The organism is Steroidobacter agaridevorans (assembly GCF_009932555.1).
In the GTDB taxonomy this organism is placed as follows: Bacteria; Pseudomonadota; Gammaproteobacteria; order Steroidobacterales; family Steroidobacteraceae; genus Steroidobacter; species Steroidobacter agaridevorans.
Genome location: NZ_BLJO01000004.1, coordinates 550938 through 575088 on the forward strand (window position 1 = coordinate 550938; position 24151 = coordinate 575088).

19 protein-coding genes and 1 tRNA gene are annotated in these 24151 nt (G+C 62.9%); 11 read left to right on the top strand and 9 right to left on the bottom strand.

Going from position 1 to position 24151, the window contains the following annotated elements:
- Both GYH35_RS17120 and GYH35_RS17125 read left to right on the top strand, forming a co-directional pair.
- Entirely contained in the window at positions 1-1650 is a 1650-nt protein-coding gene (locus GYH35_RS17120) for a thiamine pyrophosphate-binding protein (protein ID WP_161829037.1), read from the top strand.
- Between the two features lie 68 nt (positions 1651-1718).
- Positions 1719-3035, top strand: a complete 1317-nt coding sequence (locus GYH35_RS17125; protein WP_161811125.1) for a LysR family transcriptional regulator — start codon at positions 1719-1721, stop codon at positions 3033-3035.
- A 3-nt stretch (positions 3036-3038) separates the two neighbouring features.
- Here GYH35_RS17125 and GYH35_RS17130 read toward each other — a convergent pair whose 3' ends face one another.
- Positions 3039-4019 (bottom strand): DODA-type extradiol aromatic ring-opening family dioxygenase, encoded by a 981-nt coding sequence (locus tag GYH35_RS17130; protein WP_161829038.1) that lies wholly within the window; start codon positions 4017-4019, stop codon positions 3039-3041.
- 173 nt (positions 4020-4192) lie between these two features.
- On the opposite strand from GYH35_RS17130, the gene GYH35_RS17135 reads away from it, so the two are divergent.
- The 3 genes from GYH35_RS17135 (at position 4193) to GYH35_RS17145 (ending at position 7899) form a co-directional block, all read left to right on the top strand.
- On the top strand, positions 4193-6097 hold the full coding sequence (locus GYH35_RS17135) for a PD40 domain-containing protein (protein WP_161829039.1): 1905 nt from the start codon (positions 4193-4195) through the stop codon (positions 6095-6097).
- Between the two features lie 86 nt (positions 6098-6183).
- Positions 6184-7317, top strand: coding sequence for a lactonase family protein (locus GYH35_RS17140; RefSeq protein ID WP_161829040.1), 1134 nt, complete (start codon positions 6184-6186; stop codon positions 7315-7317).
- Between the two features lie 141 nt (positions 7318-7458).
- Positions 7459-7899, top strand: coding sequence for an SRPBCC family protein (locus tag GYH35_RS17145; protein ID WP_161811129.1), 441 nt, complete (start codon positions 7459-7461; stop codon positions 7897-7899).
- On the opposite strand, the gene GYH35_RS17150 is transcribed toward GYH35_RS17145, so the two are convergent.
- Positions 7896-10361: a DUF11 domain-containing protein gene (locus GYH35_RS17150; RefSeq protein WP_161829041.1), complete on the bottom strand. Its 2466-nt coding sequence runs from the start codon at positions 10359-10361 to the stop codon at positions 7896-7898. The two genes, GYH35_RS17145 and GYH35_RS17150, sit on opposite strands and share 4 nt — an antisense overlap.
- Positions 10362-10452: 91 nt before the next feature.
- Positions 10453-11256, bottom strand: coding sequence for an agmatinase family protein (locus GYH35_RS17155; RefSeq protein WP_161811131.1), 804 nt, complete (start codon positions 11254-11256; stop codon positions 10453-10455).
- 117 nt (positions 11257-11373) lie between these two features.
- Between GYH35_RS17155 and GYH35_RS17160 the strand changes: the two genes are divergently transcribed.
- Genes GYH35_RS17160 through GYH35_RS17170 form a run of 3 tightly spaced genes read left to right on the top strand, consistent with a single transcriptional unit; the run spans position 11374 to position 14606 of the window.
- Complete coding sequence (locus GYH35_RS17160) at positions 11374-12012, top strand: DUF2799 domain-containing protein (protein ID WP_161811132.1); 639 nt, start codon at positions 11374-11376, stop codon at positions 12010-12012.
- Positions 12013-12056: 44 nt separating this feature from the next.
- Entirely contained in the window at positions 12057-12947 is an 891-nt protein-coding gene (locus GYH35_RS17165) for a phosphatase PAP2 family protein (protein WP_161829042.1), read from the top strand.
- A gap of 12 nt (positions 12948-12959) precedes the next feature.
- Positions 12960-14606, top strand: coding sequence for an L-lactate permease (locus GYH35_RS17170; RefSeq protein ID WP_161829043.1), 1647 nt, complete (start codon positions 12960-12962; stop codon positions 14604-14606).
- Here the strand turns inward: GYH35_RS17170 and GYH35_RS17175 are convergent.
- From GYH35_RS17175 to GYH35_RS17190, 4 genes are all read right to left on the bottom strand, one after another.
- A complete protein-coding gene (locus tag GYH35_RS17175; RefSeq protein ID WP_202624375.1) occupies positions 14590-15393 on the bottom strand; it encodes an ATP-grasp domain-containing protein in 804 nt (267 codons plus the stop codon). The genes GYH35_RS17170 and GYH35_RS17175 overlap by 17 nt on opposite strands.
- A 125-nt stretch (positions 15394-15518) precedes the next feature.
- Positions 15519-17753, bottom strand: a complete 2235-nt coding sequence (locus GYH35_RS17180) for a DUF5916 domain-containing protein (RefSeq protein WP_161829044.1) — start codon at positions 17751-17753, stop codon at positions 15519-15521.
- A gap of 99 nt (positions 17754-17852) precedes the next feature.
- Complete coding sequence (locus tag GYH35_RS17185) at positions 17853-18857, bottom strand: zinc-dependent alcohol dehydrogenase family protein (protein ID WP_161829045.1); 1005 nt, start codon at positions 18855-18857, stop codon at positions 17853-17855.
- A gap of 76 nt (positions 18858-18933) precedes the next feature.
- Positions 18934-19713, bottom strand: a complete 780-nt coding sequence (locus GYH35_RS17190) for a DUF899 domain-containing protein (RefSeq protein WP_161829046.1) — start codon at positions 19711-19713, stop codon at positions 18934-18936.
- 150 nt (positions 19714-19863) lie between these two features.
- On the opposite strand from GYH35_RS17190, the gene GYH35_RS17195 reads away from it, so the two are divergent.
- Both GYH35_RS17195 and GYH35_RS17200 read left to right on the top strand, forming a co-directional pair.
- Positions 19864-19940 (top strand) — tRNA-Arg (locus GYH35_RS17195).
- 101 nt (positions 19941-20041) lie between these two features.
- Complete coding sequence (locus GYH35_RS17200; protein ID WP_161829047.1) at positions 20042-21016, top strand: SRPBCC family protein; 975 nt, start codon at positions 20042-20044, stop codon at positions 21014-21016.
- A 17-nt stretch (positions 21017-21033) separates the two neighbouring features.
- Here the strand turns inward: GYH35_RS17200 and GYH35_RS17205 are convergent, their stop codons facing one another.
- Positions 21034-21576: a hypothetical protein gene (locus GYH35_RS17205; protein WP_161829048.1), complete on the bottom strand. Its 543-nt coding sequence runs from the start codon at positions 21574-21576 to the stop codon at positions 21034-21036.
- A gap of 149 nt (positions 21577-21725) precedes the next feature.
- Between GYH35_RS17205 and GYH35_RS17210 the strand changes: the two genes are divergently transcribed.
- On the top strand, positions 21726-23573 hold the full coding sequence (locus GYH35_RS17210; RefSeq protein WP_161829049.1) for a serine/threonine-protein kinase: 1848 nt from the start codon (positions 21726-21728) through the stop codon (positions 23571-23573).
- A gap of 10 nt (positions 23574-23583) precedes the next feature.
- Here the strand turns inward: GYH35_RS17210 and GYH35_RS17215 are convergent, their stop codons facing one another.
- Positions 23584-24150 (bottom strand): hypothetical protein, encoded by a 567-nt coding sequence (locus tag GYH35_RS17215; RefSeq protein ID WP_161811141.1) that lies wholly within the window; start codon positions 24148-24150, stop codon positions 23584-23586.
- Position 24151 lies beyond the last annotated feature (1 nt).

The window sequence follows — 24151 nt, forward strand, 5'->3', positions numbered from 1 at the left end:
GTGGACAAGGCGACAGGTGGCCAGATTCTGGTAGAGGCGCTGCGCGCGCAGGGCGTCGATCGGGTGTATTGCGTGCCGGGCGAAAGTTATTTGCCCGTGCTGGATGCATTACACGATGCGTCCGAGATAGCGGTAGTGAGCGCCCGGCATGAGGGCGCCGCTGCCAACATGGCCGAGGCGGACGGCAAGCTCACTGGCCGTCCGGGCATTTGTTTCGTCACGCGCGGTCCGGGTGCGACGCATGCGACGGTAGGTGTGCACACGGCATTTCAGGATTCCACGCCGATGATCCTGTTCATCGGTCAGGTCGCGCGACATGCACGCGATCGCGAGGGATTCCAGGAAGTCGACTTCCGCGCGATGTTTGCTCCGCTCGCCAAGTGGGCGGCGGAGATCGATAGCGCCGCTCGAATTCCAGAGTATATTGCGCGAGCCTATCGAGTTGCGATGTCGGGCAGGGCGGGGCCGGTTGTGCTCTCGCTGCCCGAAGACGTGTTGTCGGAAGTCATCACACCGCCGGCGTACGCAAAGCCCATCAGCGCTGCTAGTGCCGCTCCGCGGGCCACCGATCTCGATGTGTTCTCGACGATGATTGGCGCAGCATCGAAACCGCTGCTCGTGGTCGGCGGCACTGGCTGGACTGCGAGCAGCTGTCGCAATCTCGTCGAGTTCGCGCGTCGGAATGAATTGCCGTTAGTCGCCAGCTTCCGTCGTCAGGATCTGGTCGACAATCGTCACGACAACTACTGCGGCCACCTCGGTCTCGGGGCCGATGCGACCCTGACGGAACGGTTGAAGAGCGCAGACCTGGTTGTCTCTATCGGATCGCGTCTTGGCGAGAACACGACGAATGGATATTCGCTGCTGACACCGACGGTGCCGCGCCAGGCGCTGATTCACGTGCATCCGGAGGCGAACGAGTTGGGGCGCGTGTATCAGCCTGAGCTGGCGATTGCCTGCGGCCTGGCTGATTTCGCCGATGCGTTGCCCGGCGTCGATGTGGCTGGCCGCGACAAACGCACGACGTGGTTGCGAGAAGCGCGCGAGGCGTATCTGAAATTCAGCACGCCGGCAGCTCCGACGGCGAAGTACGTCGATATGGCGGCTGTCGTGTCCTGGCTCAGCGAGCATCTCAAAGACGACGCGCTCATTGCGAACGGCGCGGGCAACTACACGGTCTGGGTGCATCGCTACTTCCGCTATCGACAGCTTCGAACCGAATTGGCGCCGACCAGCGGCGCGATGGGTTACGGCGTGCCGGCGGCGATCGCGGGCAAGCTGCGTTATCCGGATCGGGAAGTGATCGCGTTCGCGGGCGATGGTTGTTTCCAGATGTATCCGCAAGAGTTGGGCACGGCGGTTCAGCATGGCGCCAACGTGATCGCACTCGTGGTCAACAACGGAACCTACGGCACGATTCGCATGCATCAGGAACGGCGTTATCCCGGCCGGGTTGTTGCGACGGATATCGTGAACCCGGACTTCGTCGCGATGGCCCGGAGTTATGGTGCATTCGCGGAGCGGCTCGAAACCACGGAAGGCTTTCCGGCGGCGTATCGTCGGGCGGCAGCCAGCGGCAAGCCCGCCGTGCTGGAGTTGATCGTCGATCCGGTGCAGTTATCACCGGCGTTCCGGATCCCGGCCGCGTAACAATTGACTACAGCTGGTGGCGCCATCCTGGGCTAGACTGCGGCGTATAAGATTCGGTTGGGGGTGGCATGAGCGAGTCGAGTGTGCAGCCGACGGAGTTTCCTACCAGCATCCGTCACCTCAAGGTGTTCGACAGCGTCGGTCAGCTGCACGGGGTGCGGCGGGCCTCGGACGAATGCCATTTGTCCCAACCGGCGGTGACTCAGGCCATCGCCAAGCTCGAAGAGCAGATGGGCGTCACGCTGCTCGACCGGCGCGCCAGCGGCAGCTATCTCAACGAATTCGGCATCATCTTCCATCGCCGCACGCAGCGCTTGTTCGCTCAGTTCGAGCAGGCGCTGATCGATCTCGGCGTGCCCAGCCGGCCCATTCCGGTCGCGCGCATCGCGGGTCGCATCTCGAAGACTCAGATCCGCAGTCTTATCGCCATCGTCGAGAACGGTTCGTTCGCGCAAGCGGCACGTTCGCTCGGTGTTTCACAAACATCGCTGCAGCGGGCCGCCCGCGATCTCGAGCGCAACCTGCGTACGCCGCTCTACACACAGACTGCATCAGGCATCGTCGCAACGCCGGCCGCCGCAGAGTTCGCTCGGAAGGTGAAGCTGGCGCTGCGTGAGATTCAGTGGGGCATCGAAGAGGTCGAAGCCGCTCGCGGCAACATCGGCGGTGAAATCGTCATCGGCGCGATGCTGCTCGCGGGCAGCGTGCTGCTCGCGTCGGTGATCAACGAGTTCGTCTCGATGTATCCGAATGCGAACGTGCGCATTCTGAACGGCAATGCCGACGACATGCTCCGCTATCTGCGCAGCGGCGATGTCGACGTCGTCATCGGCCTGTTGAGGGATCGCGTCGCTGCTGACTTGAAACATCAGGCGTTGGCCGCGACCCCGTATGTCGTCGTCGCGCGCCACGGTCATCCGCTCAATCAGAAATCCCACGTCACGCTCGACGATCTCGCTGATCACGAGTGGATCATCGGCACGCCCGGCGCTGCCCGGCGCATTCGCTACGACAAGCTGTTCGAAGGCCGCCGGCCACCGTTGGCGCGCATCGCGACGTGTTCGCTGCCGACGGTGCGTTTGCTGCTGTCCCAGAGCGACCGGCTGACGCTGCTGACCTCCTATGAGTTGTTGTATGAGGAGGACGCGCTGGCGGCGGTGCCGTTCGGCCCGATCGAGCCGGTGCCCTACATCGGGTTGATGACGCGCGAGAACTGGCTGCCGACGCAGCTGCAGGCCAACTTCATGGAGCTGATCCATCGCCAGGTCGTGGGCTCGCTGAAGCCGGAGACGGTGCTCAAGCGCCTCACCGAGAACCGCAACAGCGGCAGTCAGAGCATTCAGTCGGCGCTGCGGCCGGCGTTGACGCCGGCGCAGATCAAGTAAGGTTTAGTTCGCGGACCAGTAGAAGAAGCCGAAGCCTTCGCCGGTGCCGGCTTCGGTGCGAATCACGGGCACATAGTCGACCACGTTCATCTTGAAGCCGAGCTGTGAGGTGGCGACCATCACCGGCACATACAGCTTCACTTCCGACGTGCCGGACTGATACGAGTTGTTGTCGATCTGGGCCAGGCCCTCGAAGTCGTACTCGCGAAAGTACTTCATGAAGGTCTGGTCGAGCTGCTCGTCCCACACGAAGTGCGACAGCCCGCCCGAGGCGATCAGCGCCACTTTCTTGTCGCTGTCCCACGCCTTGATGGCTTCGAACAGCGTCTTGCCGAATTGAATGCTCCGGCGCATCGACGGCTGATTCGGCGGATAGAACGTGTTCATGACGATGGGCACGTTCGGCACCACGTCGTCGCGCATGATCTGGTGATAGATGAATCCATACGCATGCGGCACGACCTGCCCCGGCGGCTTCATCCAGACGTTGTCCGGCCACTTCAGCACTTCGGTCATGTCGAAGCCGGCGTCCTGGAATGACTCGATCAGATGCAGCGCCAGCTCCGGATGCGCCGGATACGTCACTGCTTTGTCGGGCGCATACACGGCGCGTTGCGGCGGACCGTTGTGGATGGTGTCGCCCATGTAGATCGCCAGCGACGGCGACGTATCGATGAATATTTCCTTCTGGTCCTTGCCCAGGATGATCGCGACGTCGGGCTGATGCTCGCGATACACACGTCGCAGTGTTTCCAGCGCCTGGCCGCAGCGAGCCATGCGAGCACGGCGTTCTTCGAGCGTCAGAAGCTTCTCGAGGCCTTCGTGGGCGCGAGCGGCGGCCAGCTCCGGAAAGGTCCAGCTGCGGTTACGGAACCACAACTGCGGATTCTTGCGATCGCGCTCGCCGTCTTCCAGCAGGCTTTCGGCGGCTTTGCCCAGCATGCCGCTGTGGGGCACCGCCATTCCAAGAACGATCCGGGCCATGTCTTCTCCAGAAATCTCGAAGCGGGATCGTTACACATCTTCGGGCGCGCCGCTGCCGGATCGCGGGCCGAAGTTATATCCAATGACTCGAATCCAATCAGGGATGGGCGGAGGCGCGGTGTAAAGATCCCCGGCGTCGAGAACCGAAGGATCACACACGGGGGAAGGAAGCAATGCACGTAAGCAAAATTCTGAGTGGAGTTGCCGTGACCCTGTTCGCCGCCCAGGCGTACGGCCCGGCCGCTCTGGCTGAAGACGCCGATACTTGGAATCTGGTCCCGGCGGCCGTCACGCAAGGCGGCGGCGTCCGGGGCAGCATCCTGTTGAATCGGATCGGTCCCACCAAGTCCGACCTGTACATCGCGAATGCGGATGGCACGGGCGAGACGCCGCTGTTCGCGACGTCGCAAATGGATTATCACGCCTCGTACTCCAGGGACGGCCAGTGGGTCGTGTTCACGTCGGAGCGCGACGGTCGCGGCAATTCGAACATCTATCGCGCTAAAGTGGATGGCACGGGCGTGCAGCGGCTGACGAATCATTCGGCCGTGGACGACTCGGCGGTGTTCTCGCCGGACGGCAAGTTCATCGCGTTTGTTTCTTCGCGCAACACCGGTTGGGCGAATGTTTGGACGCTCAACCTTGCGACCGGCGCGTTGAAGAATCTCACCGGCTCGATTCCGTTCGATCCCAGCAGGCCGCACAGCTACATGAAGCCGGCGTGGTCGCCCGACGGCAAGTGGATTGCGTTCTCCTCGGATCGCAACAGCGAGTGGCGTGGTCACGACGCGCCCAATGGCTGGGAGCGCACGCAGGAAAACAGCATCTATGTCATCAAGCCCGACGGCTGGGGCTGGCGTCAGGTCGCGACGCGCGCCGGCTATTCGCAGGGCTCGCCGTCGTGGTCGCCGGACAGCAAGCGCATCGTGTTCTATGAGAGCACTACTGAAGAGACGTGGGGCGCCCGTCGGCCGGAGCGTATCGCGACGGTGTCGTCGCAGATCGTGTCTGTCGATGTAGCGACAGGGACGCGCACCGAGCACACCACCGGCGGTGGCTATAAAGTGTTCCCGCAGTATCTGGATGCCACGACCATTGCGTATCACATCAAGGGCGGCCCGCTCGAAGGCATCTACACGACGGCAGGCACATCGGCCGCGATGAAGGGCTGGCGGTCGCCACGTTATTCGTCGAACGGCAAGGTGATCTACGAGAAGGTCTCGTTCCTGCCGGCGTATGCGCAGTACGCGCCGATGTACAGCTTCGATAGCGATTGGGAATACAAGTACACCGACGTGTTCCCGATGTTGTCGAAGGACCAGTCGACCCTGGCCATCACGGCGAAGCACATCAACTCGTCCATCGACGTGATGGATGCGCAGGACGGCGCGAATCGTCGTCGTGTGTACGACTCCACGATGAGCGGTCTGCCGCCGGATCAAGTGGCGCGCGGCCTGGCCGGTGCGTTCCAGCCGACGTGGTCGCCGGACGGCCAGTGGCTCGCGTTCGGCGTCGGCCAGTGGTTCCAGGAGCGTCGCACCGGTGTCGCCAGCATCCAGCGCATCCGCATCGACGGCACGGGCCTGGAAGTGCTGACCGACGGCTCGATTCACTCGGGCTTTCCGAGCTACTCGGCAGACGGCAACAGGATCGTGTATCGAGTGTGGAGCGAGACGGTGAAGGGCCTGCGCATTCTGAACCTCACGGATCGCACCACTCAGGTCCTGACCACCGAGGCCGACAATCTGCCGAGCTGGTCGCCCGATGGCACGAAGATCGTGTTCACGCGTCGAGTGGATGCAACCAACTTCGACGTGTACACCATCAAGCCGGACGGCACGGGCCTCAAGCGGCTGACGACTTCGGGCGCGAACGACGGGCATGCGATCTGGCGCTACGACGGCAAGCTCCTGTGGAGCACCGGCATGTTCGGGTTCCGCGACGAAGTGGCTCTTTACGAGAACACGTTCCAGCCGGACGGGCAGAACTGGGTCATGAATGCCGACGGCAGCGGCAAGTACGCCATCACCGATACGCTTTGGGAAGACGCGATGCCGCTGTACATTCCCAAGCCGTGAGCTGACGGGTCGTCGCTACAGTGGCGCTGTGTCTGCACGGCGCCGCTGTTTGCGTATGTGAGTTCGATCGTTGAAAGGGGGAGTCGATGACGATGTGGCGCGCTTTGCTGCTGTCGATGGTGTTCGCCGCTGCGCCGTCGCGCGCTGCGGAGCATTGGGTCTATTTTGGCAACCGATCCACCGAGCCAGGGCAGGGCATCGCGGCTGCGCGCTTCGATTCGAAGACCGGGCGGTTGACGCCGGCCGGCGTGGTGGCCGATGTCAACCGGCCGACGTGGCTGCTCGCGCACCCAACCCTTCCCGTGATCTACGCCGTTAGCGATCCGACCGGCGAGGCACAAAGCGAATCGAACGTGTTCGCCTTCAGTGCGGATAAGGCCACCGGCAAGCTGAGCACGCTAAACAGTGTGGCCTCTGGGGGAGGCGGCGCTACGCATCTCACGTTCGATACAGAATCGAAGTCGATCTTCGTTGCTCACTTCCGCACAGGGCATGTGAGCTGGTTCCCAGTCGCGAACGATGGGCGTCTCGGCGATCTATATGCGAAGCAAAGCAACTACGGCACCGGTCCGCATCGCCGGCAGACCTCTCCGCATGCGCATGGTGTAGTGGTCGACCCTTCGCATCGCTATGTACTGGCGGCCGATCTCGGCGCGGATCGAGTGTTCGTTTATCGCTTCGATACGGCGACACATCAGCTCACTCCGGGCACGCCACCGTTTGTTTCTTTGGCGCCCGGCTCGGGGCCGAGACACCTGGCATTTCATCCGAGTGGAAGATTCGTGTTCCTGGTGACGGAGTTGAGCGCCGACCTGGTTTCGTATCGCTGGGATGCCGAGAGCGGCGCCTTGCAGCAGGTGCAGATCGTGCCGATGGATGAGCCGTCGTTCGCGGGCGCCAGGAATGCCGCACACATTCAAGCGAGCAGCGATGGACGTTTTGTTTACGCGTCCAACCGTGGCGCAAATTCCATGCAGGTGTATGCAGTGGACGAGCAGACCGGCAAGCTGACGGAAGTCCAGCGCATTTCGGCGACAGGCAAGACGCCGTGGGACTTCTCTCTGGATCCAACGGGTCGCTGGTTGCTCGTGGCGAACAATGCGTCCAATTCGATCAACGTATTCTCCGTCGATCCCGCGAGCGGCAAGCTGACGCCGGGCGAGGCGTGGCTACCGATCAATCAGCCGTCGAACGTTACGTTCCTGCCTGCTGCGAACTGAGGCTGTTCGGGCGCGCCCGTCGTTTTGTGCGCGGGCGCCGCTGTGGGCGCCGGTATGATCGAATAGTTGGGTGGCGATGTCGGCGGCGGCCGTGCTGGGCCGTCCTTGGCTCGAACCCCCAATTATTCACAGGAGAGAGTCATGCCAGGCACAGTCCGATTGCACCGCGTACTTCGTACCAAGCCGGAGCGCGTCTATCGCGCATTCCTCGAGCCCCAGGCGTTCGCGAAATGGCTGCCGCCGTATGGATTCACCTGCAAGGTGGACCAGCTGGATGCCAAGGTGGGCGGCAAGTACCGCGCGTCGTTCACCAACTTCAACACCGGGCAGGCGCATTCCTTCGGCGGCACGTACAAGGAACTGGTGCCGAACCAGAAGATCAGTTACGTCAGCACCTTCGACGACCCGAATCTGCCGGGCGAGATGCCGACGACCATCGTCATCACGCCGGTGTCGTGCGGCGTGGCGATCAACATCGTGCAGGAAGGCATTCCCGAGGTGATCCCGGAGGACGGTTGCTATCTCGGCTGGCAGGAATCGCTCGAGCAGCTCGCCAAACTGGTCGAGCCGGAAATTCCTTAACCCACCGGCTGCGGCCGCCGCGCCGGGCGTGCGGCCAGCAGCAGCAACAAGGCGAGCAGCATCCATGGCGAGGTGCTGCCGCCGCCACCACCGCCACCACCACCGTTACTGCCGCCACCTTCCACGATAACTCCCCCAATTGGTTCGACGACCGTGATGTTAGTCGTCACGGTGTTGTTTGCCATCGCGGTGTCGGGTTGATCGCCTTCCATCGAGGCCTGCAGCGCGTAGTTGCCGACACTCGGTTGTGTCGAGTTGATGGTGATGTCGGCGTGCGAGTCGACGGCGAGTGCTGAAGCAACGCACGTCACGACGTTGGCTGCCACCGAGCACGTGCCATTCGTGCTCGTCGCGCTCACATTGGTTGCACCTGTTGGCAATTGCACCTGCGTGCGAACGTTAGTCGCAGCGAACGGCCCAGCATTGCTTGCGCGGAACGAATAAGCGGCGCTGATTCCGGAACCGACGCGCGTCGACGCCGATGTCGCGGTGAGCTCGAGATCCGGCTCGATGCTGATTTGTTCCACGCCCTGTCCGGCAATGGATGCGTACAGGTTGTGAGGTCGCTGTGCATCGACGACCAATGACCAGAAATAGCCGACCCGCGGCCCATCATCGAGCAAGGTCTCCCAGGACTGACCGCCATCGACCGAGCGATGGATGGACTCCGTGTCGCCGGAGTACACGATGCTCGGGTTCTGGGGATCGATGGCGATGGCGTAGATGGGTAGCGGGGACGGTGGCGGCACCGGCAGTCGTGCCCAGTGGTCGCCGCCATCGGTCGATTTGGAGAGACCGTTGAGAAGGGAGCTCAGGTAAACCGTCCGATCGTCGGTCGGGTCGACCGCCACCGCCACCAACTGTGGATCCGGGGTGACGAGTCTCGACCAGTTCGCGCCACCGTCCAAGGAACGCAGCAACACATTTTCGAACGTGGGCAGCTGGCCGCCAGCGAGCTCGACGCGAGCAATCAAATAGAGCGTCCGCGGATTGGAAGGCGCGCTGACGAGGGCATTCATCACCTCGTAACCGTTCAACGGGTTCAGCGGCGTCCAGTCGATCCCGCCGTCGACGCTTTCGAACAGGCCCCGCGTCAGCGTCATGGCCAGCAGCGTTCGATTGTCGTTGGAGGTGGAGACGACTTCGGTGACGTACTCGTTGACGAAGTCGGGATCGTGGTGCGCGGTCCAGGAAATGCCGCCGTCGGCGGAGTGCGCCACGCCTCGAACGATCGGAGCCAACAGTCGATCGGGCGAGCCCGGCACCACCAGCAGGCTGTAAGCGTCGATCGTGTCGGCGTCGATGCCGTCGAGCTGGCGCAACTGCGGATTGTTCAGTCCCACGCTGCTGCCATCGGCGGCGGAGATCGCGAACAAACCTTCGTAGGGAGCCTGCACGTAGATGCGATCCGAGCCCGGCGCGCTGATGAGTTTGGCTTGTCCCAGTGCACGAATACCGCTGTGGCTCGCGTTCCAACTTGCACCGCCATCCGATGTCGCCGAGATGCCGGAGGAGCCCGCGATCAGCAGATGGTCTGGATCCGACGCGTCGACGGCGATCGCCCGCGTCGTTCCCGCGTCATCGCTGGTGCTGCCGGGCACGCTGCCGCGAATGTGGGTCCAGTGCGCGCCATCATCGGTCGAGCGCTGCAGGCCATGGAGCGTGCCCGAATAAACGATTTGCGGATCGTTGGGATCGACGGTCACTGCCATCGAAGTCCCTGCCAGCGCCGCGGTCCAGCTCGTGCCACGGTTGTCACTAAAGAAGGTGCCTTGATACGTCGCCGCCCAGATGCGCGACCCCACCATGGCGAAATCCTCCACGGTCGTGGCCGGCATGAGCCAGGGGGCCCAGGTCTGGCCTCCGTCGTTGCTCCGAAAGCCTTCGGTCGACGCTGTTACATACAACACCTGCGGATCGGCGCTGTCGATGAGCAGCGTATGAGTCATGTTGATGGTCGGCGATATTTCGCCGCCCTGCTGCCAGGTAGCGCCATGGTCGGTGCTGCGAAAGATATGCCTGATGGATACCACGTACAGCACGCTGCCGTCGGGGCTGTATTCGATGTCCCAGGCCGGTTCAGAGAAATTGTCGAGGGTGGTCCAGGTTGCGCCGGCATCGGTGCTGGCAAGCACGTGGGAATTGAGCCCGGCGGCAAATACTCGATTCGGCTGCGAAGGATGAATGGCGAGCGCGCGCGGCGCTTCGTTTATCCGATCGTGCACCAGCTGCCAGTGCGCGCCGGCATCGGTCGAGCGATAGATGCCGCCGTTGGTCGCTGCATAGACGATGTTTGCATCGGCGGGGTGCCAGGCGAGGTCGTTCACGCCGCCGCCTTCCGGGCCGACGGGAGTGAACGTGTTGGTGCCGGCCGATGCTGGCCAGGTCAGTCCGATGCTGAACGCAAGTGCGAATGTGCGGAGGACAGTGGCGCGGGTCGGGAGCCATTCTGAATGAAACATCCGTGCACCCTTGACGATGGCGGGTTATGTCACGCGCGGCGTCATGCCGGCGCTTGTGCCGAGGAGCGCATCATACGGCGAAGCGTCGGGCTTAGGCTCGGTTCTTGACCATCATCCCGGCAATTTCTTTCAGCATCTTGGCGGCGACCAGGGTCGTCTGGTTGGAGATGTCGCACCGTGGGTTGTACTCGACGATGTCGGCGGCGACGATGGGCTGCTTGATCGACTGGATCAAATCGAGCACCTGGCGCGGCGACGGACCGCCGGGCTCGCGATGTGACACGCCGGGGGCGAAGGCGGGATCGAGGCCGTCGATATCGAGCGAGATATAGACCGGCGTCTCGAACTCCAGCCGCATGCAATCGCTCCAGCGCCCGGCTTCGATCACCTCGACGTTGAAACGTTTGAACTGCTGGCGGTGCTCATCGCAGATGGTCCGCAGCCCGACTTGGATCAACCGGTCCGTCAGCTTCTCTTCCATGATTCGCGCGAACGGAGAGGCGTGCGAGCGAGGATTGTCCTGGTAGGCGTGATAGATATCGGCATGTGCGTCGATATGAAGAATCGTCAGGCTCGCATGGTGCTTTCGAACCCCGCGCATGATGGGATACGTCACCGCATGATCGCCGCCGAGACAGATCAGCGGGCCGCCCGATGCCAACGCCTTGTCAACGGACCGCTCGATGAGATCCCACGGGTCGGTGGCGCCATCGAACTGGATGTTTCCAAGATCCACGAGCCGGCCCGGCGCACTCAGATCGACGCCGGTTTCGCTCCACAGGCTGTAGGCATCGTTGTGCAACTCGCGACGGATCAGATCCGGCGCCTCGGCCGGGCCCCTGAGATAAGAGGAGTTCTCGTCGTGCGGGACGCCGAGTAGTGCGATCTGGGTCATGGTCGACGCTCCGTGCCCTTGCTCAATTCAACAAGGGGCGATTGTGACATAGCTCACGTAGCAATCCCTGCCGCCCCGGTACTTTAGCGCCTTGGCCTCCCTCGAGGGCAGACTCACATGCGAACGGCAAAATACCAGTCGATGGCGCGTGCTGGTGCGGCAATGCTGCTGCTGGCTATCGGCGGTTGCGCGACCATGGATCGGGAGGAATGCCTGACCGTGGACTGGCGCACCGTCGGTTTCGAGGACGGCGCGCAGGGATATTCCGGCGATCGCATCGGCCAGCATCGCAAGGCATGCGCGAAGCACGGCGTGACTCCGGACCTCACCGCTTACCAGGAAGGCCGGGCGCAGGGATTGCGCGAGTATTGCGTGCCGGCGAATGGTTTCCGGCTGGGCTCGCAAGGCGGCAGCTACGCCGGCCTGTGTCCGTCCGATCTCGATCAGGCCTTTGCCGATGCCTATCACTCCGGTCGCCAGCTCTATACGCTCGAATCGCGGCTCTCGAACGTTTCTCATCAACTCGACTCGCGGCGCAGTGACTTACGTGCCGCCGAGTCCGACATCGTCACCCGATCGGCGGTGGCGATCAGCAGCGAGGGCACGGCCGAGGAGCGTGCGCAGGCAGTGCTGGACGTGAAGAATCTCGGTGAGCGGGTCGGGCGATTGAAGACCCAGATCCGTCAGCTCGAAGAAGAACGCGTGCATTGTGAGCGCGATCTGCAGGACTATCGGGCGACGCTGAACCTTCCCTGATCCCTGCGAACAGCCTACGATCGCCAGCAGATCGCAGGCTGACAATGACAACTGAAAAACTTGCAGAGCTGCTGGCCGTCAATCTTTGGGTCGTGCTGTTCGTCATCACGCTCGGCATGCTGCTGGGCGCGTGGCTGCTCTGGGCCGGGCTGCAGCGCCATGGCGCTCGAATCGTCGCGCTGCTGCAGAAGTTACTCGACCGCCTTCGTCCTCATGCCGACCGTCTGCCGATGCCCCGTGTCGTGCACGGTGCTGGGCAAATAGCGAAGCAGCTGGGAGTGCAGGTCCTGCTGAGCATGGCGATTGCGATTGCCGCATGCGTCGGCTTCGTGGAGATCGCGGACGAGATCGGCGTCGACGACGATCTCGGCCGGTTCGATGTCGCGCTGAGCGCCGCCTTGAGCCAGCATGCGAGCGATGAGCAGCTGCGCATCTTCGCGGCCGTTACCGATTTGGGCGACAAGAAATTTCTCATACCCCTGGCGGCGGCCATCGCCGTGCTCATGCTGTTCCGACGCCGCTGGATGCTGGCGGCCACATGGCTGGTCGCCACCGCCGGCGGCGGACTGCTGAACGTGGGGTTGAAAGCGATTTTCGAACGTTCTCGCCCCGAGCGTCTGCACGGTTTCGCAGCCGCGGATGGCTGGAGTTTTCCGAGCGGCCATTCGTCGGGCTCATTCATCGTCTATGGCCTGCTCGCCTATTTGATCGTGATCAACTCGAAGCCACGCTGGCATTTGCCCGTCGCGGCGCTCGCCATGACGCTGATCGTCTGCGTGGGATTCAGTCGAGTGATTCTGCAGGTTCACTATTTCAGCGACGTGCTCGGCGGCTACGCGTTCGGCGCGGCCTGGGTCGCGGCGTGGATCGCAGGTCTCGAAGCATTTCGTCGCCGGCAGCAGGGCGCAGGTCTCGCGGGAACCGATATTTCATAACCGGGAGCGGCTATGTGGTCACAAGGTTACGATCCATTCGGCAACTCCATTGTGTCCACGTTCCTGGCGGCCGTACCGGTGGTCGTGCTGTTGGGCTGCATCGCCTTCCTGAAAATGAAAGCGCACGTCGCGGCGCTGCTCGGCATCGCCAGTTCGCTGGCCATTGCGATCCTCGCGTTCGGAATGCCGACGGGCATGGCGACGCGTGCCGCTGCATTCGGCGCGGCGTACGGCCTCATGCCGATCGGCTGGATCATCCTCAATGTGATTTTTCTGTATCGACTGACCGAGCAGCGCGGCCAGTTTCGCATTCTTCAGGACAGCATCGCCGGAGTCACACCCGATCGACGCCTGCAACTGCTGCTGATTGCCTTCGGGTTCGGCGCATTCTTCGAGGGCGCGGCGGGGTTCGGAACGCCCGTAGCGGTGACCGGCGCGATGCTGATCGGGCTGGGATTCTCGCCGCTCGCGGCCTCGGGGTTGTCGTTGATCGCGAATACTGCGCCAGTGGCGTTCGGCGCGTTAGGCACGCCGGTGATCGCACTCGCCAGTGTGACCGGCCTCGATCTGCATGAGCTGAGCGGCATGGTGGGGCGGCAGCTGCCGTTCTTCTCGATCATCGTGCCGTTCTGGCTCATCTGGGCGTTTGCCGGCTGGCGCGGCATGGTGCAGGTCTGGCCAGCCATCGTGGTCGCGGGTGTGGCGTTCGCCATTCCTCAATATCTCGTTTCCAACTTTCACGGACCGTGGCTGGTCGACATCATCGCGGCGCTGTGTTCCATGGGGGCGCTGACGCTTTTTCTTCGGCTGTGGCGTCCGGCCAGCATCTGGCATTCAACGAACCGCGGCGAACCCGACGGCACCGTCGCGACCGAGTCGGCAGCGGCGACCCATACATCGGAGCAGGTGTTCAAGGCATGGCTGCCGTGGATCGTGCTCAGCGTGTGCGTCTTCATGTGGGGCATTCCACAAGTCAAAGCCTGGCTGGACTCGTTGTTCATCATCAAGTTGCCAGTGGGCGGGTTGCACGAGTTGGTGCAGAAAGTGCCGCCGGTCGTGGCCGCGCCCACCGCCGAAGCGGCCGTTTATAACTTCAACATCCTGTCGATGACGGGTACGGGGATTCTGGTCGCATCGATCCTCAGCAGCGTGCTGATGAAATTCTCGTTGCGCGAGTTCGTGCGTGAATATTTCCAGACGCTGGTGGTCGTTCGGTTGTCGCTGCTGACCATCGCGGCCATGCTCGCGCTCGGCTACGTCACGCGCTACTCGGGCGCCGACGCGACCATGGGCCTGGCTTTCGCCCAGACGGGTTGGCTGTATCCGCTGTTCGGCACCATGCTCGGCTGGCTCGGCGTCGCGCTCACGGGTTCGGATACTGCATCGAACGTGCTGTTCGGCGGCTTGCAGAGAATTACTTCCGAACAGCTCGGGCTGAATCCCGTGCTGATGGCCGCCGCCAACAGTTCCGGCGGCGTGATGGGAAAGATGATCGATGCCCAAAGCATCGTCGTCGCGTCGACCGCGACGCGTTGGTATGGCCACGAGAGCGAGATCTTGCGCTACGTCTTCTTCCACAGCATCGCACTGGCGCTGCTGGTGAGTTTGCTGGTGCTGGGTCAGGCGTATGTGTGGCCGTTAACTACTTTGGTGCATTAGGCAGCCGACGTGCGATCGCCCGAGCGTAACGTTGTTGCGCGCCTGGCGCGAGCGACGTGAACAAGCAGGGCTCGACCAGCTCGACTTCCTGCAAGCGCACGACGCCGTCGTTGTTGGTTGCGAGATCGACACGCGCATACACCGGCGTCTCGCCGATCTTTGCGAGCACCTGACGCGAAAGCTGCAACTCGGCCTCGATCGGCGGCATTTCGTGAGATTGATCGAAGCCGCGCGGCGCGGATTTCAGCGTCGGTGGCCGGCGAACCGCATGACTGAAGACGCCGTCGAAAAAGATATACGAACGCTCGCCCTCGGTCTCGAACGCAAGCAGATAGGGCTGAATCATCAGGTCCAGTCGCGCAACCAGCCGATCCACCGTTACTTGCGCCGTCTCCATCTCGGCTAGACCGAAAACGTGCGTCTCGGTCGCACCAGCGGATACGACCGGCTTGATGACGAAACGAGTCCAGCCGCGCGCGGTCACTTCGTTACGCAGATCGACGGAGCTGCCAGCCGAGACCCACAGCGTCGGCGTGATCGGGATGCCTTGCTGCTCGAGCTCCAGCAAATAACGTTTGTTGAGATTCCATTCGAGCAGGTGGAGCGGATTGAACAATGCGGTCTGGGCGTGCACGCGACGCGCCCAGGTCACGAAGGCCTGCGGATCGAGATGACTGTCCCAGGTCGATTGCACGACGACGGCTGCGAACGGGTCGAGGCTGGCTTTCGCATCGGTCCAAATCAGCGGGGTGGCGCGAATGCCAAGCTCGGCGAGCTCTGCAATCACGCCGCGATCAAGGGGCCCCAGGTCAGGATGGTACGAGCAGGTGGCAATCGCGATATCGATCATGCGGCGTCGGCGGGATTCTTTGACGGCCGCTACATTATCAAAGTCCGGCGGTGAATTGCCGGCTACGATTCGAATCGATAGCTGAGCTTGACCAGCAGCTGATCGTCATCGCGCAAGCTGAAGGTATCTCGCAGCAGGCGCCCGCGATCGTCGCTCTCCGCTCGCTGTTCGTAGCCGCCGCGCCCATACACGATATACAAATAGGAAAGCGGGGCGATCTCGAAGCGATAGCGGAGCTGCACGCCGAGGTTGCGCACGCTGAAGTCTTCGACGACCTCATCGGTAGGCACGGCATTGCCCGCGGGATCGACGCGATAGCCCTGACGGATGTCGGCGTTCACTACGACGGCTTGCAGCTTCAGGCGCAGCTCGTGCCGGTTGGTCATCACCCAGTTGAAGCCGGCGTTGAAGTTCGATTCCTCGCCGTCGAAACTGCCGATCAGATTGTCCCGCTGCCACACCAGCCAGTCGGGCGTGCGGCTCGTATACAACCCGAGATACACATTCAAGGCGTCGCTGATGAAATAGGTCGGTTCGAGATTGATGCTGTAGCCCACCTTGTCGTTGCCCGACAGCCCGCCGCTGTTCGCTTCGAGCTCCACGTGATAGGCCCAATTGCCCTGGCGCGGTCGCTCGTACTCGAAATAGCTGTTGAAGTTGGGCGGGAGATTCACCACGCCATGGCCGCGCGTCAGCAGGTCATCGACGCCTGCGCTGTTGATATTGATCTGGCCGTACTCGTAGCTGCCATTTCGCAGCCGGCTTTCGCGGCTGATCCGAAACTGATGATTCATCAGCTGGCCGGCATCGTTGTACGAGGTGCTGACTCGCCAGCGCCAGTCCTTCGATGCATAACGCGACTCGGCGGGCAACTGGGTGAAGCGACGGTTGAGCTGCCAGTGCGCATAGTTGGTGCTGCTGCGCTCGAGATAACCGGCGTCGTTGATCTCCAGATCGTTGCTGAAGTGCATGCCGATCCATTGCTGGCGCCAGCCATGGTCCATTTCGTAGTCCGCCCAGACCGTGGCGCCGTCGCCGCTGATGCTCGTGCCAGCCTCGTCGATCTCACTGCCGATGAGCCGGGTGCGAACATTCCAACGCGCCGTCGGCCGCCAGTTGTGATCGATGCCCACCACGCTGGCGGTTCGATCGAGATAGGGCCGCTCGACCCGGGTTGCGAGTATTCCCAGATTCTGCTCTTGGAAGTCGCGCACCAGGCGCAGTGCGCCGAATGAGCGGCCGGCGGCGTCGGCTTCATCGGCGCCGAAGACGCCGTATTTGGTCGCGCCGATGCTGCCGTTCAATTTCAACGCGCCAATGATATCCGCGGCGCCTTGGCCGTCATCGGTCGGTCCGCCGATGCGTCGCGTGTACAGCAGCTGGCTGAAGTCGGACGGGGTGGTGAACTCGAAGATGCCCTGATTCTCGGTGAAGAACGGGCGCTTGTCGCTGATGAACGTTTCGGTGGCGTCGAAGTTGACGACCAGCTCGTCGGCTTCCACCTGGCCGAAATCGGGGTTCACCGTGGCGCTGAGCTGCAGCTGTCCATTCGGCTTCCAGAACAGATCGACGCCCGCATCGAGCTCGTTGTCCCTGTCGATGGCGTCATAAAGGCTGGAAACATACGGCGTGACCGCCAGCAGCGATTGTTTGTAGCTGGTGACTTCGAGCGGCGCGAAGTCGGAGAGGAATCGTGGCCGCTCGAAGCTGGCCAGCGGCCATGCGACCCGTTCGCCGGTCGAGCCGACGACCCGATCGAGATAGATGCCGATAGTGCGAACGTCGCCGGTGTTCTCGCGCATCGGCGCGATGTGCCAGGGGATCAGGACCTCGGCGGTCCACTCATTTGCGTCGCCGCCGACAGCGTGCCGCCAGTTGCCGTCCCAGTCCTTGTTGAATTCGGTTTCGTTGGTGAGGGTGGCGTCGTAGATGCCCGCGGTCGAGGTCACCCGGAAGTTATAGCCAGTGCGCCGGTCGCCGTCGAAATCGATCATCACATTGATGCGATCGACCTGCTCTTCGGAATCGCGCTGGACGCGTTGCAGGTTTCTGGGCACGCTCGGCGGCTGGAAATTCCGGAACGCGACCGCGAGGCCGTCCGGCGTCGCGAGGATCCAGGCCTCCGTCGCCAGCGAGCCGGGCTCGCCGTTCAACGGCTGGGTCTTGCGAAAGTCCGTAATGTGCCTGCCTTCCCGCCACTCATCGGCATCGATCCGGCCGTCGATGTCGACGCCGAAGGCTCGAGTGGCGAGCACGGCCAGCAGCAGCCCAACGCAACCGGCGCGGCTCGCGATCATGGTTGGTTCCAGAAATGCCTTGGTTACGGGGTAGGACGCGGCAGCCCCGCAAAAGGTTTAAGGCGGGCGGCCGGCGTGTTTTTGCCCCGGATGCCGGCTTCAGATCTGGATCGTGACCTTGCCGAAGTGACGCTGCGCCTGGTAGTACTCGAATGCGGCCACGATCTGCTCCAGGCCGAAGCTTCGATCGATCACCGGCTTCAGGCCGTTCACTTCGATCGCGCGGATCATGTCTTCCAGATCCGTTCTGCTGCCCACCGAAATGCCACTGACGCGGAGTTGCGCGGAGAACAGCGCTGGGATGAGCAACTCGCCCGCGAAGCCCGACAGCACGCCGATCAACGCAATGTGTCCGCCGAGCCTGCATGCCGCCATCGATTGCGCGAGCGTCGCGGGCCCGCCGACTTCGATGACATGATCCACGCCACGGCCGTCGGTGAGCGCTTTGGCTTGCTCGCCCCAGTTTTGGGTGGTCTTGTAGTTGATCAGCTCGTCGGCGCCCAGTTGTTTCAGCCTTTCGAGCTTCGCATCGGAGGAGGAGGTAGCGATCACTCTGGCTCCCGCTGCCTTGGCGAACTGGAGCGCAAACAGCGATACCGCACCGCTGCCCATGATCAGCACGGTGTCGCCTGGCTTCACCTTTCCTTGTGTCACGAGCCCTCTCCAGGCTGTGACTCCCGCGCATGGCAACGTTGCCGACTCTGCGTGGCTGAAGCCCTTCGGTGCGCGAACAAACGCATGCGCCGGCATGCAGGCGTACTCACGTGCATAGCCATCGATGAGCTCGCCGGGAATATCACGTCGGTTTGCTACGTCGATCTCGCCCGACAGCCAGTGCGGCCAGAATGTGCTCACGACGGCATCGCCTGCCTGTAACGCCGTCACGCCCTGGCCGCACGCAACCACTTCGCCCGCGCCATCCGATAGGGGAATGCGGCCGGCTGCCGATGGAATGAGGCCGCGCACGACGAAATCATCGTGGGGATTGATGGAGCTCGCTCGCAAGCGCACCAGCACTTCGCCGGCCTTGGGCTGCGGCGGAGTCTCCTCGATCAAGCACAGGTTGGCCACGCTCGCGGGTGCTTTCAGTCGAACGGCTTTCATCCCATCCTCGGTGTCGAGCTCGCCAAGCGGGCAGGCGATTGTTCGGTTCGACCTGCCCACCGGTGCGGATTCATCGTTACGGTTGTTTATCCCGGAAGGCGGCCTCGCCGGCATCCGACACCTCGATCCACTTCGGATCGGGCGGAGCGCCCGGCACGTAGCTGTCGTGCCAGTTCCACCATTTGTATGTTTGGCTCTGCGGATAGCCCTGCGGGGAGTCTTCCCATGTTTCCTGACGGCCGAGTGCCGTCATGTCGAGAAAACTCCAGACCGTGCCGATCGCCTCATCGCCGCGAGTGTTGATGAAATAGGTGCGGAAGATGCGCTCGCCATCGCGGATGAACGCGTTGTGGCCGTGCCATTGATCGACACCGAAGTCCAGGTCGAAGCTGTCGGTGAGCGTGTACCAGGGCATGGTCCAGCCATTCTCTTTTTTCAGTCGCGCGATGTCGGCCTGCGGGGCACGGGAGACATAGGCCAGCGTCGTGTCGCGCGCGTGCAGATGTGCGAGGTGAGACACCTGGTCGGCCACCATCGAACAACCCACGCATGCATGCTTCGGCCAGCCATGCACGCCGGGCTCGAAGAACGCGCGATAGACGATCAGCTGACGACGGCCCTCGAACAAGTCGAGCAGGCTCACCTTGCCCTTCGGGCCCTCGAACCAATATTTCTTGTCGACGGCAAGCCAGGGCATGCGTCGTCGCTCGGCCATCAACGCGTCGCGCGCGTGGGTCAGCTCCTTTTCCTTGGCGAGCATGCGCTCGCGGGCGGCATCCCACTCCTGCGCCGACACGATGGGCGGTGTGTCCAGGCTTTGCAGTTCTTTGAGGCCTTTCTCAGGTGATGCGGTCATTGCAACCTCCGAATCGATGCTGCTCGAATCTTCGCGGAGGAGTATGGCCCCGTGCGGCGGCGGGGCGGGAGTAACAAGTGTGGCGGGAAGTCGAGCGGCGAGAGGCCACTATCGCCAGCGCCCCCGGAGTCACGTTACAATGTCGGTTCCGCGCCCGTAGCTCAGTTGGATAGAGTACTGCGCTTCGAACGCAGTGGTCGGGAGTTCGAGTCTCTCCGGGCGCGCCACTTCTCCGTCGATTGCCGACGCATCTTCCGCAACGGCAGCAGCTGAACCTTTGCTCCAGCTGTGGGTTCTATGGGCCTGACCTCCCGATAGGACCGATGTCATGTACTCAGAAGGTGCGACGACCAGCCGCTCCGCCCTCGCCATTGCAGCCGGAATCGCGCTGGGAGCGGGATTGATGTTCCTGTTGGATCCACGCTCCGGCCGGCGACGCAGAGCGCTGCTGACGGATCAGATGACTCGAGGCGTAAAATCCGGCCGCGAATTCACCAGGAAAGTGCGCACTGACGCCCGGAACCGCGCATCGGGCCTCTACCGTCAAGCACGATCTGCCGTGCACCGCGAAGCGACTGAAGATGAGCGCCCGGCGGAAGGCCGGGCCGAGTCGCCCGGCGAGCGCGAGCCCGAATATCTCCAGGAAAATTGGTCGCCCGCGCCGCGCGTGTTCGCAGGTGCGATGGGACTGGGTTTATTGGCGAGCGGTTTCACGGGGCCTCGCTCGAGCATCGCGTCTGCGGCGCTCAGCGCGACAGGTACCGCCTTGCTCCTTCGTGCAGTCATCAATCGTCCACTGACTCGCCTGGTCAGCTTCGGCGCGGACGCCGAGCAGGGCTTCATGATCCAGAAAACGCTGGAGGTGTACGCCGAAGTGGACGAGGTCTATGCCGCCTGGCGCGCGCTCGAGAATTTCCCTCAGTTCATGACTCACGTCCGCGAGGTCACGCCGACCGGCGACCGGCGCTACCAATGGGTGGTCGATGGCCCAGCGGGTGTTCCCGTGACTTGGGAAGCCGAGATCACCAACGACATTCCCAACGAGCTCATCGCGTGGCGCACGGTGCCCGAAGCGTCCGTGCAGAGCTCCGGTGAGGTGCACTTCGAACCCACCAGCACCGGCGGCACGCGAATTCAGGTGCGAATGTGGTATCGGCCGCCCGCGAACCTGGTGGGACACGCGGCGGCGTGGATGTTCGCCCGGGATCCAAAGCATCAAATCGACGAAGACTTGCTGCGATTCAAATCGTTCCTGGAAACCGGCGCCACGGGTCGCGCCGAAGACAGCGCGCTCAGGCATTGAGCGCGCCATCGAGTCCCTTATTCCTTGACGTGGCTGTTCGCCGTGTAGCTCAAGCTCACTCGCCAGCCACGGTCCTTGGAGGGCTCGGCGACGGAGGCGTGGGCTTCGGAGGTAGGGCCGTCCCAGAAGGCGACCATCATGTCGACGCGAGACAGCGTCGCGCCGGCATCGCTCATTTTCTTGCGGTGGGCGGCTGATGCGAAATCGTAAGACGGCGTGCCGCGCTCGCGAGTAACGCGCTTTTTGATCGTGGCGTACAGAGCCGCGGCGTCGGCTTCATCTTTGACGTCGAAGATATAGCCGCCGCGAAACAGCTTGCCGCCATCGCAGGAATAAACCGCCAGCGCATCTCGATCCAGCTCGCGAATGCGGAAAGCGAATTGATAGCCGGAAGGGAGCTTGCCATCGAACGGCCCGGAGCCGCGGGCTTCCTCCAGCGCCACGACCCGATCGCACGGCGCGCCGAAATCCAGGACACGAAAATCGGCGGCGACCGCCGGGCCGGCGAGCAGGGCCGCGCCGGTGACCACGAAAGGAATCGAGAAACAGCTGAACCGCACGAAATACACTCGACTGACGACAGGTAAAGCGTGAATTTACCCAATTGCCGGGCCGCCCGCCCGACGGAATGTGCACTCGATCACTCTCCGACCCTCCCTTAAGGGCGAGGCCGGGCACGGATCCAGCCGGCCGGGCATACAATCGGGCCATGAACAAAGAAGCGGCGCTGGCAAGCCTGGGTCTGCAGGGAAACGAGGATCACGCCACCGTGGCGAGGGTCTACGGCGAGCGGTTGGCCGTCGTCCAGGAGCGGCTGCTGTCGGCGCAGTCCGATGCCGATCGCAACACGCAGGGCGCCGAGCTTGCCAAGCTGAGCGAGGCTTACGAATACATCACCGGCACCGGCCGCTACACCAATTCCAGCGACGCGAGCGCCACGGTCATGCGCTCCGCGACGACGCTGACACCTGCGCCGTCGGGCGACACGTTTGTTCGCATGGAGCCGGGCGCCGTGATCGCGGATCGGCTGGAGATCGGCAACCTGCTCGGCCAGGGCGGCATGGGCAATGTGTATGCGGCCCGCGATCGTTTGAAAGAAGAGGACGTCGCGATCAAGGTGCTGCGCCAGGACTTGCAGTTCAGCATCGCGGCCAAGGATCGTTTTCTCGCCGAGGCGAAAGTTTCCTGCAGCCTGTCTCATCCGAACATCGTACGCGTGCACGATGTCGGCATCAGCGGCGGGCTTTATTACTTTTCCATGGAGCGGCTGAAAGGACACACGCTGCGTCAGCGCATGGAGCAGTACCGTCAGAACAATCGCGCGTTCACCACTGCCGAGGTCACAGACATCGCGCGACAGCTGATCGACGCGCTTCGCTATGCGCATCGTTACATCGTGCATCGTGACATCAAGCCGGAGAACATCTGGCTGGCGGAAGACGGCACGGTCAAGCTGATGGATTTCGGCATCGCTCGCGCCTTCGCAAATTCACAGCTCACGCAGACCGGCATGGCGCTCGGCACCGCTTACTACATGTCGCCGGAGCAGCGCATCGGCTCGAAGGAAGTCGACTGGCGCACCGATCAATATGCGCTCGGCGTCGTGTTGTATGAATTGTTCGCGGGCACGCTGCCGACCGGAGCCGTGCAGCCCATCGAAACGCTCCGTCGCGATCTGCCGAAGCGGTACGCGGCCGCGTTGATGCGCGCCATGGCGGTGATGCCGGAAGACCGCTTCCAGTCGCTGAATGAGCTGCTCGCCGAGATCGAAGCGCCGCCGGCGAAGAAGTTTCGTTATGGCAGCATCGTGCTGATCGGCGCGGGCCTCGCGGCCGCAGCTGCCGGTGCATTCGTGATCGTGAGCAATCAAGGTCGCGCGCCGCAGCCGGAGGCGGCCGTCGCATCGGCGCCGGCCGCTAAAACAACGTCCACGCCCGCATCGGGCTCGACGCAATCATCGGGCGCGGCAGGAACGGATGGAGCTGCGCCGACAGAGCCACCGCCGCCGGAAGAAACATCAACCGTTGCCGCTGCGCTGCCCGAGCCTGAACAGTCGACACCGGCGCCAGAACAATCGGCGGCCGATGCGATCAGCTCGACACCCTTGCCCGCTGCGCCGGCGCCGTCACCAGCGCCGCAGCGAGTGGCGAAAGCGACGCCATCCAACACTGCATCATCCGCATCCGCCGGTGGCGGCATCGATGCGCGACGTCAGCAATGTATCGCCCAGTGTGAGCGCGACGATGGCGAGTGTCGCAGCCTCGGCCGTCGTGGCAAGCAGGAGTGCATGCGGGCAGTGGCTTTCGGCGCGACCCCGGGACGCATCACAACGACGAATCCCGCCGCAACCAGCTGCGCCTACTTCGGGCAGTCACGCTGCGACTCGTCCTTCAATCGCGAAGCCTGCCTGGCTCGCATGACCACACGATACAAAGCCTGCATCGACGTGCTGGGCGGCACGGTGGCGCAACGCCGCCAGGATTGCGACGAGAATGCTCGCGAGTCCGACCAGCTGTGCCTGGACGAACTGCGAGATTGTCGCCAGTCGTGCGAGTGACCCGGAGCGCTTATTTCACCGGCACCATCAAGTGCTGATACGGCGTTCCCGGCCACATGACGTACGGCACGGACGTATCGGGGTCGGCGTCCTTGGGATACTGACCATAGAAGCCGGCGTCGGCGCCCACGATCATCACGTGCGGACCGGTCTTCACCCAATGATTGGCTGAGGTTGGCTGGGTCGCATACGGATCGGTGTTGCTGGCGTCGGTACCGCCAGCGAGCATGTACATGAAGCCGACTTTGCCGCCCATCGGCGTCTTGTGACCGATCCAGGCATGCACCCATTCCATCGCATTCTTGTCCATGCACATCGGATCGGGCCCCGGCGTCTCCGGGTTGTCAGCCATGCAGGTGAAGCCGTTCGTCCCTTTACGCAGCGTGCGCATCTGGCCCTTGGCATCCATCGCCACGACCGAAGCGTTCTGCGAGACCTTGGCAGGAGCGGCGGCCATGGCGCTCTTGATGATCTCCGCATCGCTTGCCGCCGGTTTGGTTTTCGCATCGTCGGCGATTGCACTCGTGCTCGCGGCGATAGCGAGCACGGTCGATAACTGCACGAGGAATCTGTTCATG

What these genes read in the sequence shown, in the direction of transcription:
- GYH35_RS17155 (WP_161811131.1), bottom strand. Translation starts at nt 11,256, where the DNA reads ATGACCCAGATCGCACTACTCGGCGTCCCGCACGACGAGAACTCCTCT.
- GYH35_RS17130 (WP_161829038.1), bottom strand. Translation starts at nt 4,019, where the DNA reads ATGGCCCGGATCGTTCTTGGAATGGCGGTGCCCCACAGCGGCATGCTG.
- GYH35_RS17135 (WP_161829039.1), top strand. Translation starts at nt 4,193, where the DNA reads ATGCACGTAAGCAAAATTCTGAGTGGAGTTGCCGTGACCCTGTTCGCC.
- GYH35_RS17150 (WP_161829041.1), bottom strand. Translation starts at nt 10,361, where the DNA reads ATGTTTCATTCAGAATGGCTCCCGACCCGCGCCACTGTCCTCCGCACA.
- GYH35_RS17165 (WP_161829042.1), top strand. Translation starts at nt 12,057, where the DNA reads ATGACAACTGAAAAACTTGCAGAGCTGCTGGCCGTCAATCTTTGGGTC.
- GYH35_RS17185 (WP_161829045.1), bottom strand. Translation starts at nt 18,857, where the DNA reads ATGAAAGCCGTTCGACTGAAAGCACCCGCGAGCGTGGCCAACCTGTGC.
- GYH35_RS17125 (WP_161811125.1), top strand. Translation starts at nt 1,719, where the DNA reads ATGAGCGAGTCGAGTGTGCAGCCGACGGAGTTTCCTACCAGCATCCGT.
- GYH35_RS17170 (WP_161829043.1), top strand. Translation starts at nt 12,960, where the DNA reads ATGTGGTCACAAGGTTACGATCCATTCGGCAACTCCATTGTGTCCACG.
- GYH35_RS17200 (WP_161829047.1), top strand. Translation starts at nt 20,042, where the DNA reads ATGTACTCAGAAGGTGCGACGACCAGCCGCTCCGCCCTCGCCATTGCA.
- GYH35_RS17180 (WP_161829044.1), bottom strand. Translation starts at nt 17,753, where the DNA reads ATGATCGCGAGCCGCGCCGGTTGCGTTGGGCTGCTGCTGGCCGTGCTC.
- GYH35_RS17210 (WP_161829049.1), top strand. Translation starts at nt 21,726, where the DNA reads ATGAACAAAGAAGCGGCGCTGGCAAGCCTGGGTCTGCAGGGAAACGAG.
- GYH35_RS17145 (WP_161811129.1), top strand. Translation starts at nt 7,459, where the DNA reads ATGCCAGGCACAGTCCGATTGCACCGCGTACTTCGTACCAAGCCGGAG.
- GYH35_RS17160 (WP_161811132.1), top strand. Translation starts at nt 11,374, where the DNA reads ATGCGAACGGCAAAATACCAGTCGATGGCGCGTGCTGGTGCGGCAATG.
- GYH35_RS17140 (WP_161829040.1), top strand. Translation starts at nt 6,184, where the DNA reads ATGACGATGTGGCGCGCTTTGCTGCTGTCGATGGTGTTCGCCGCTGCG.
- GYH35_RS17215 (WP_161811141.1), bottom strand. Translation starts at nt 24,150, where the DNA reads ATGAACAGATTCCTCGTGCAGTTATCGACCGTGCTCGCTATCGCCGCG.
- GYH35_RS17190 (WP_161829046.1), bottom strand. Translation starts at nt 19,713, where the DNA reads ATGACCGCATCACCTGAGAAAGGCCTCAAAGAACTGCAAAGCCTGGAC.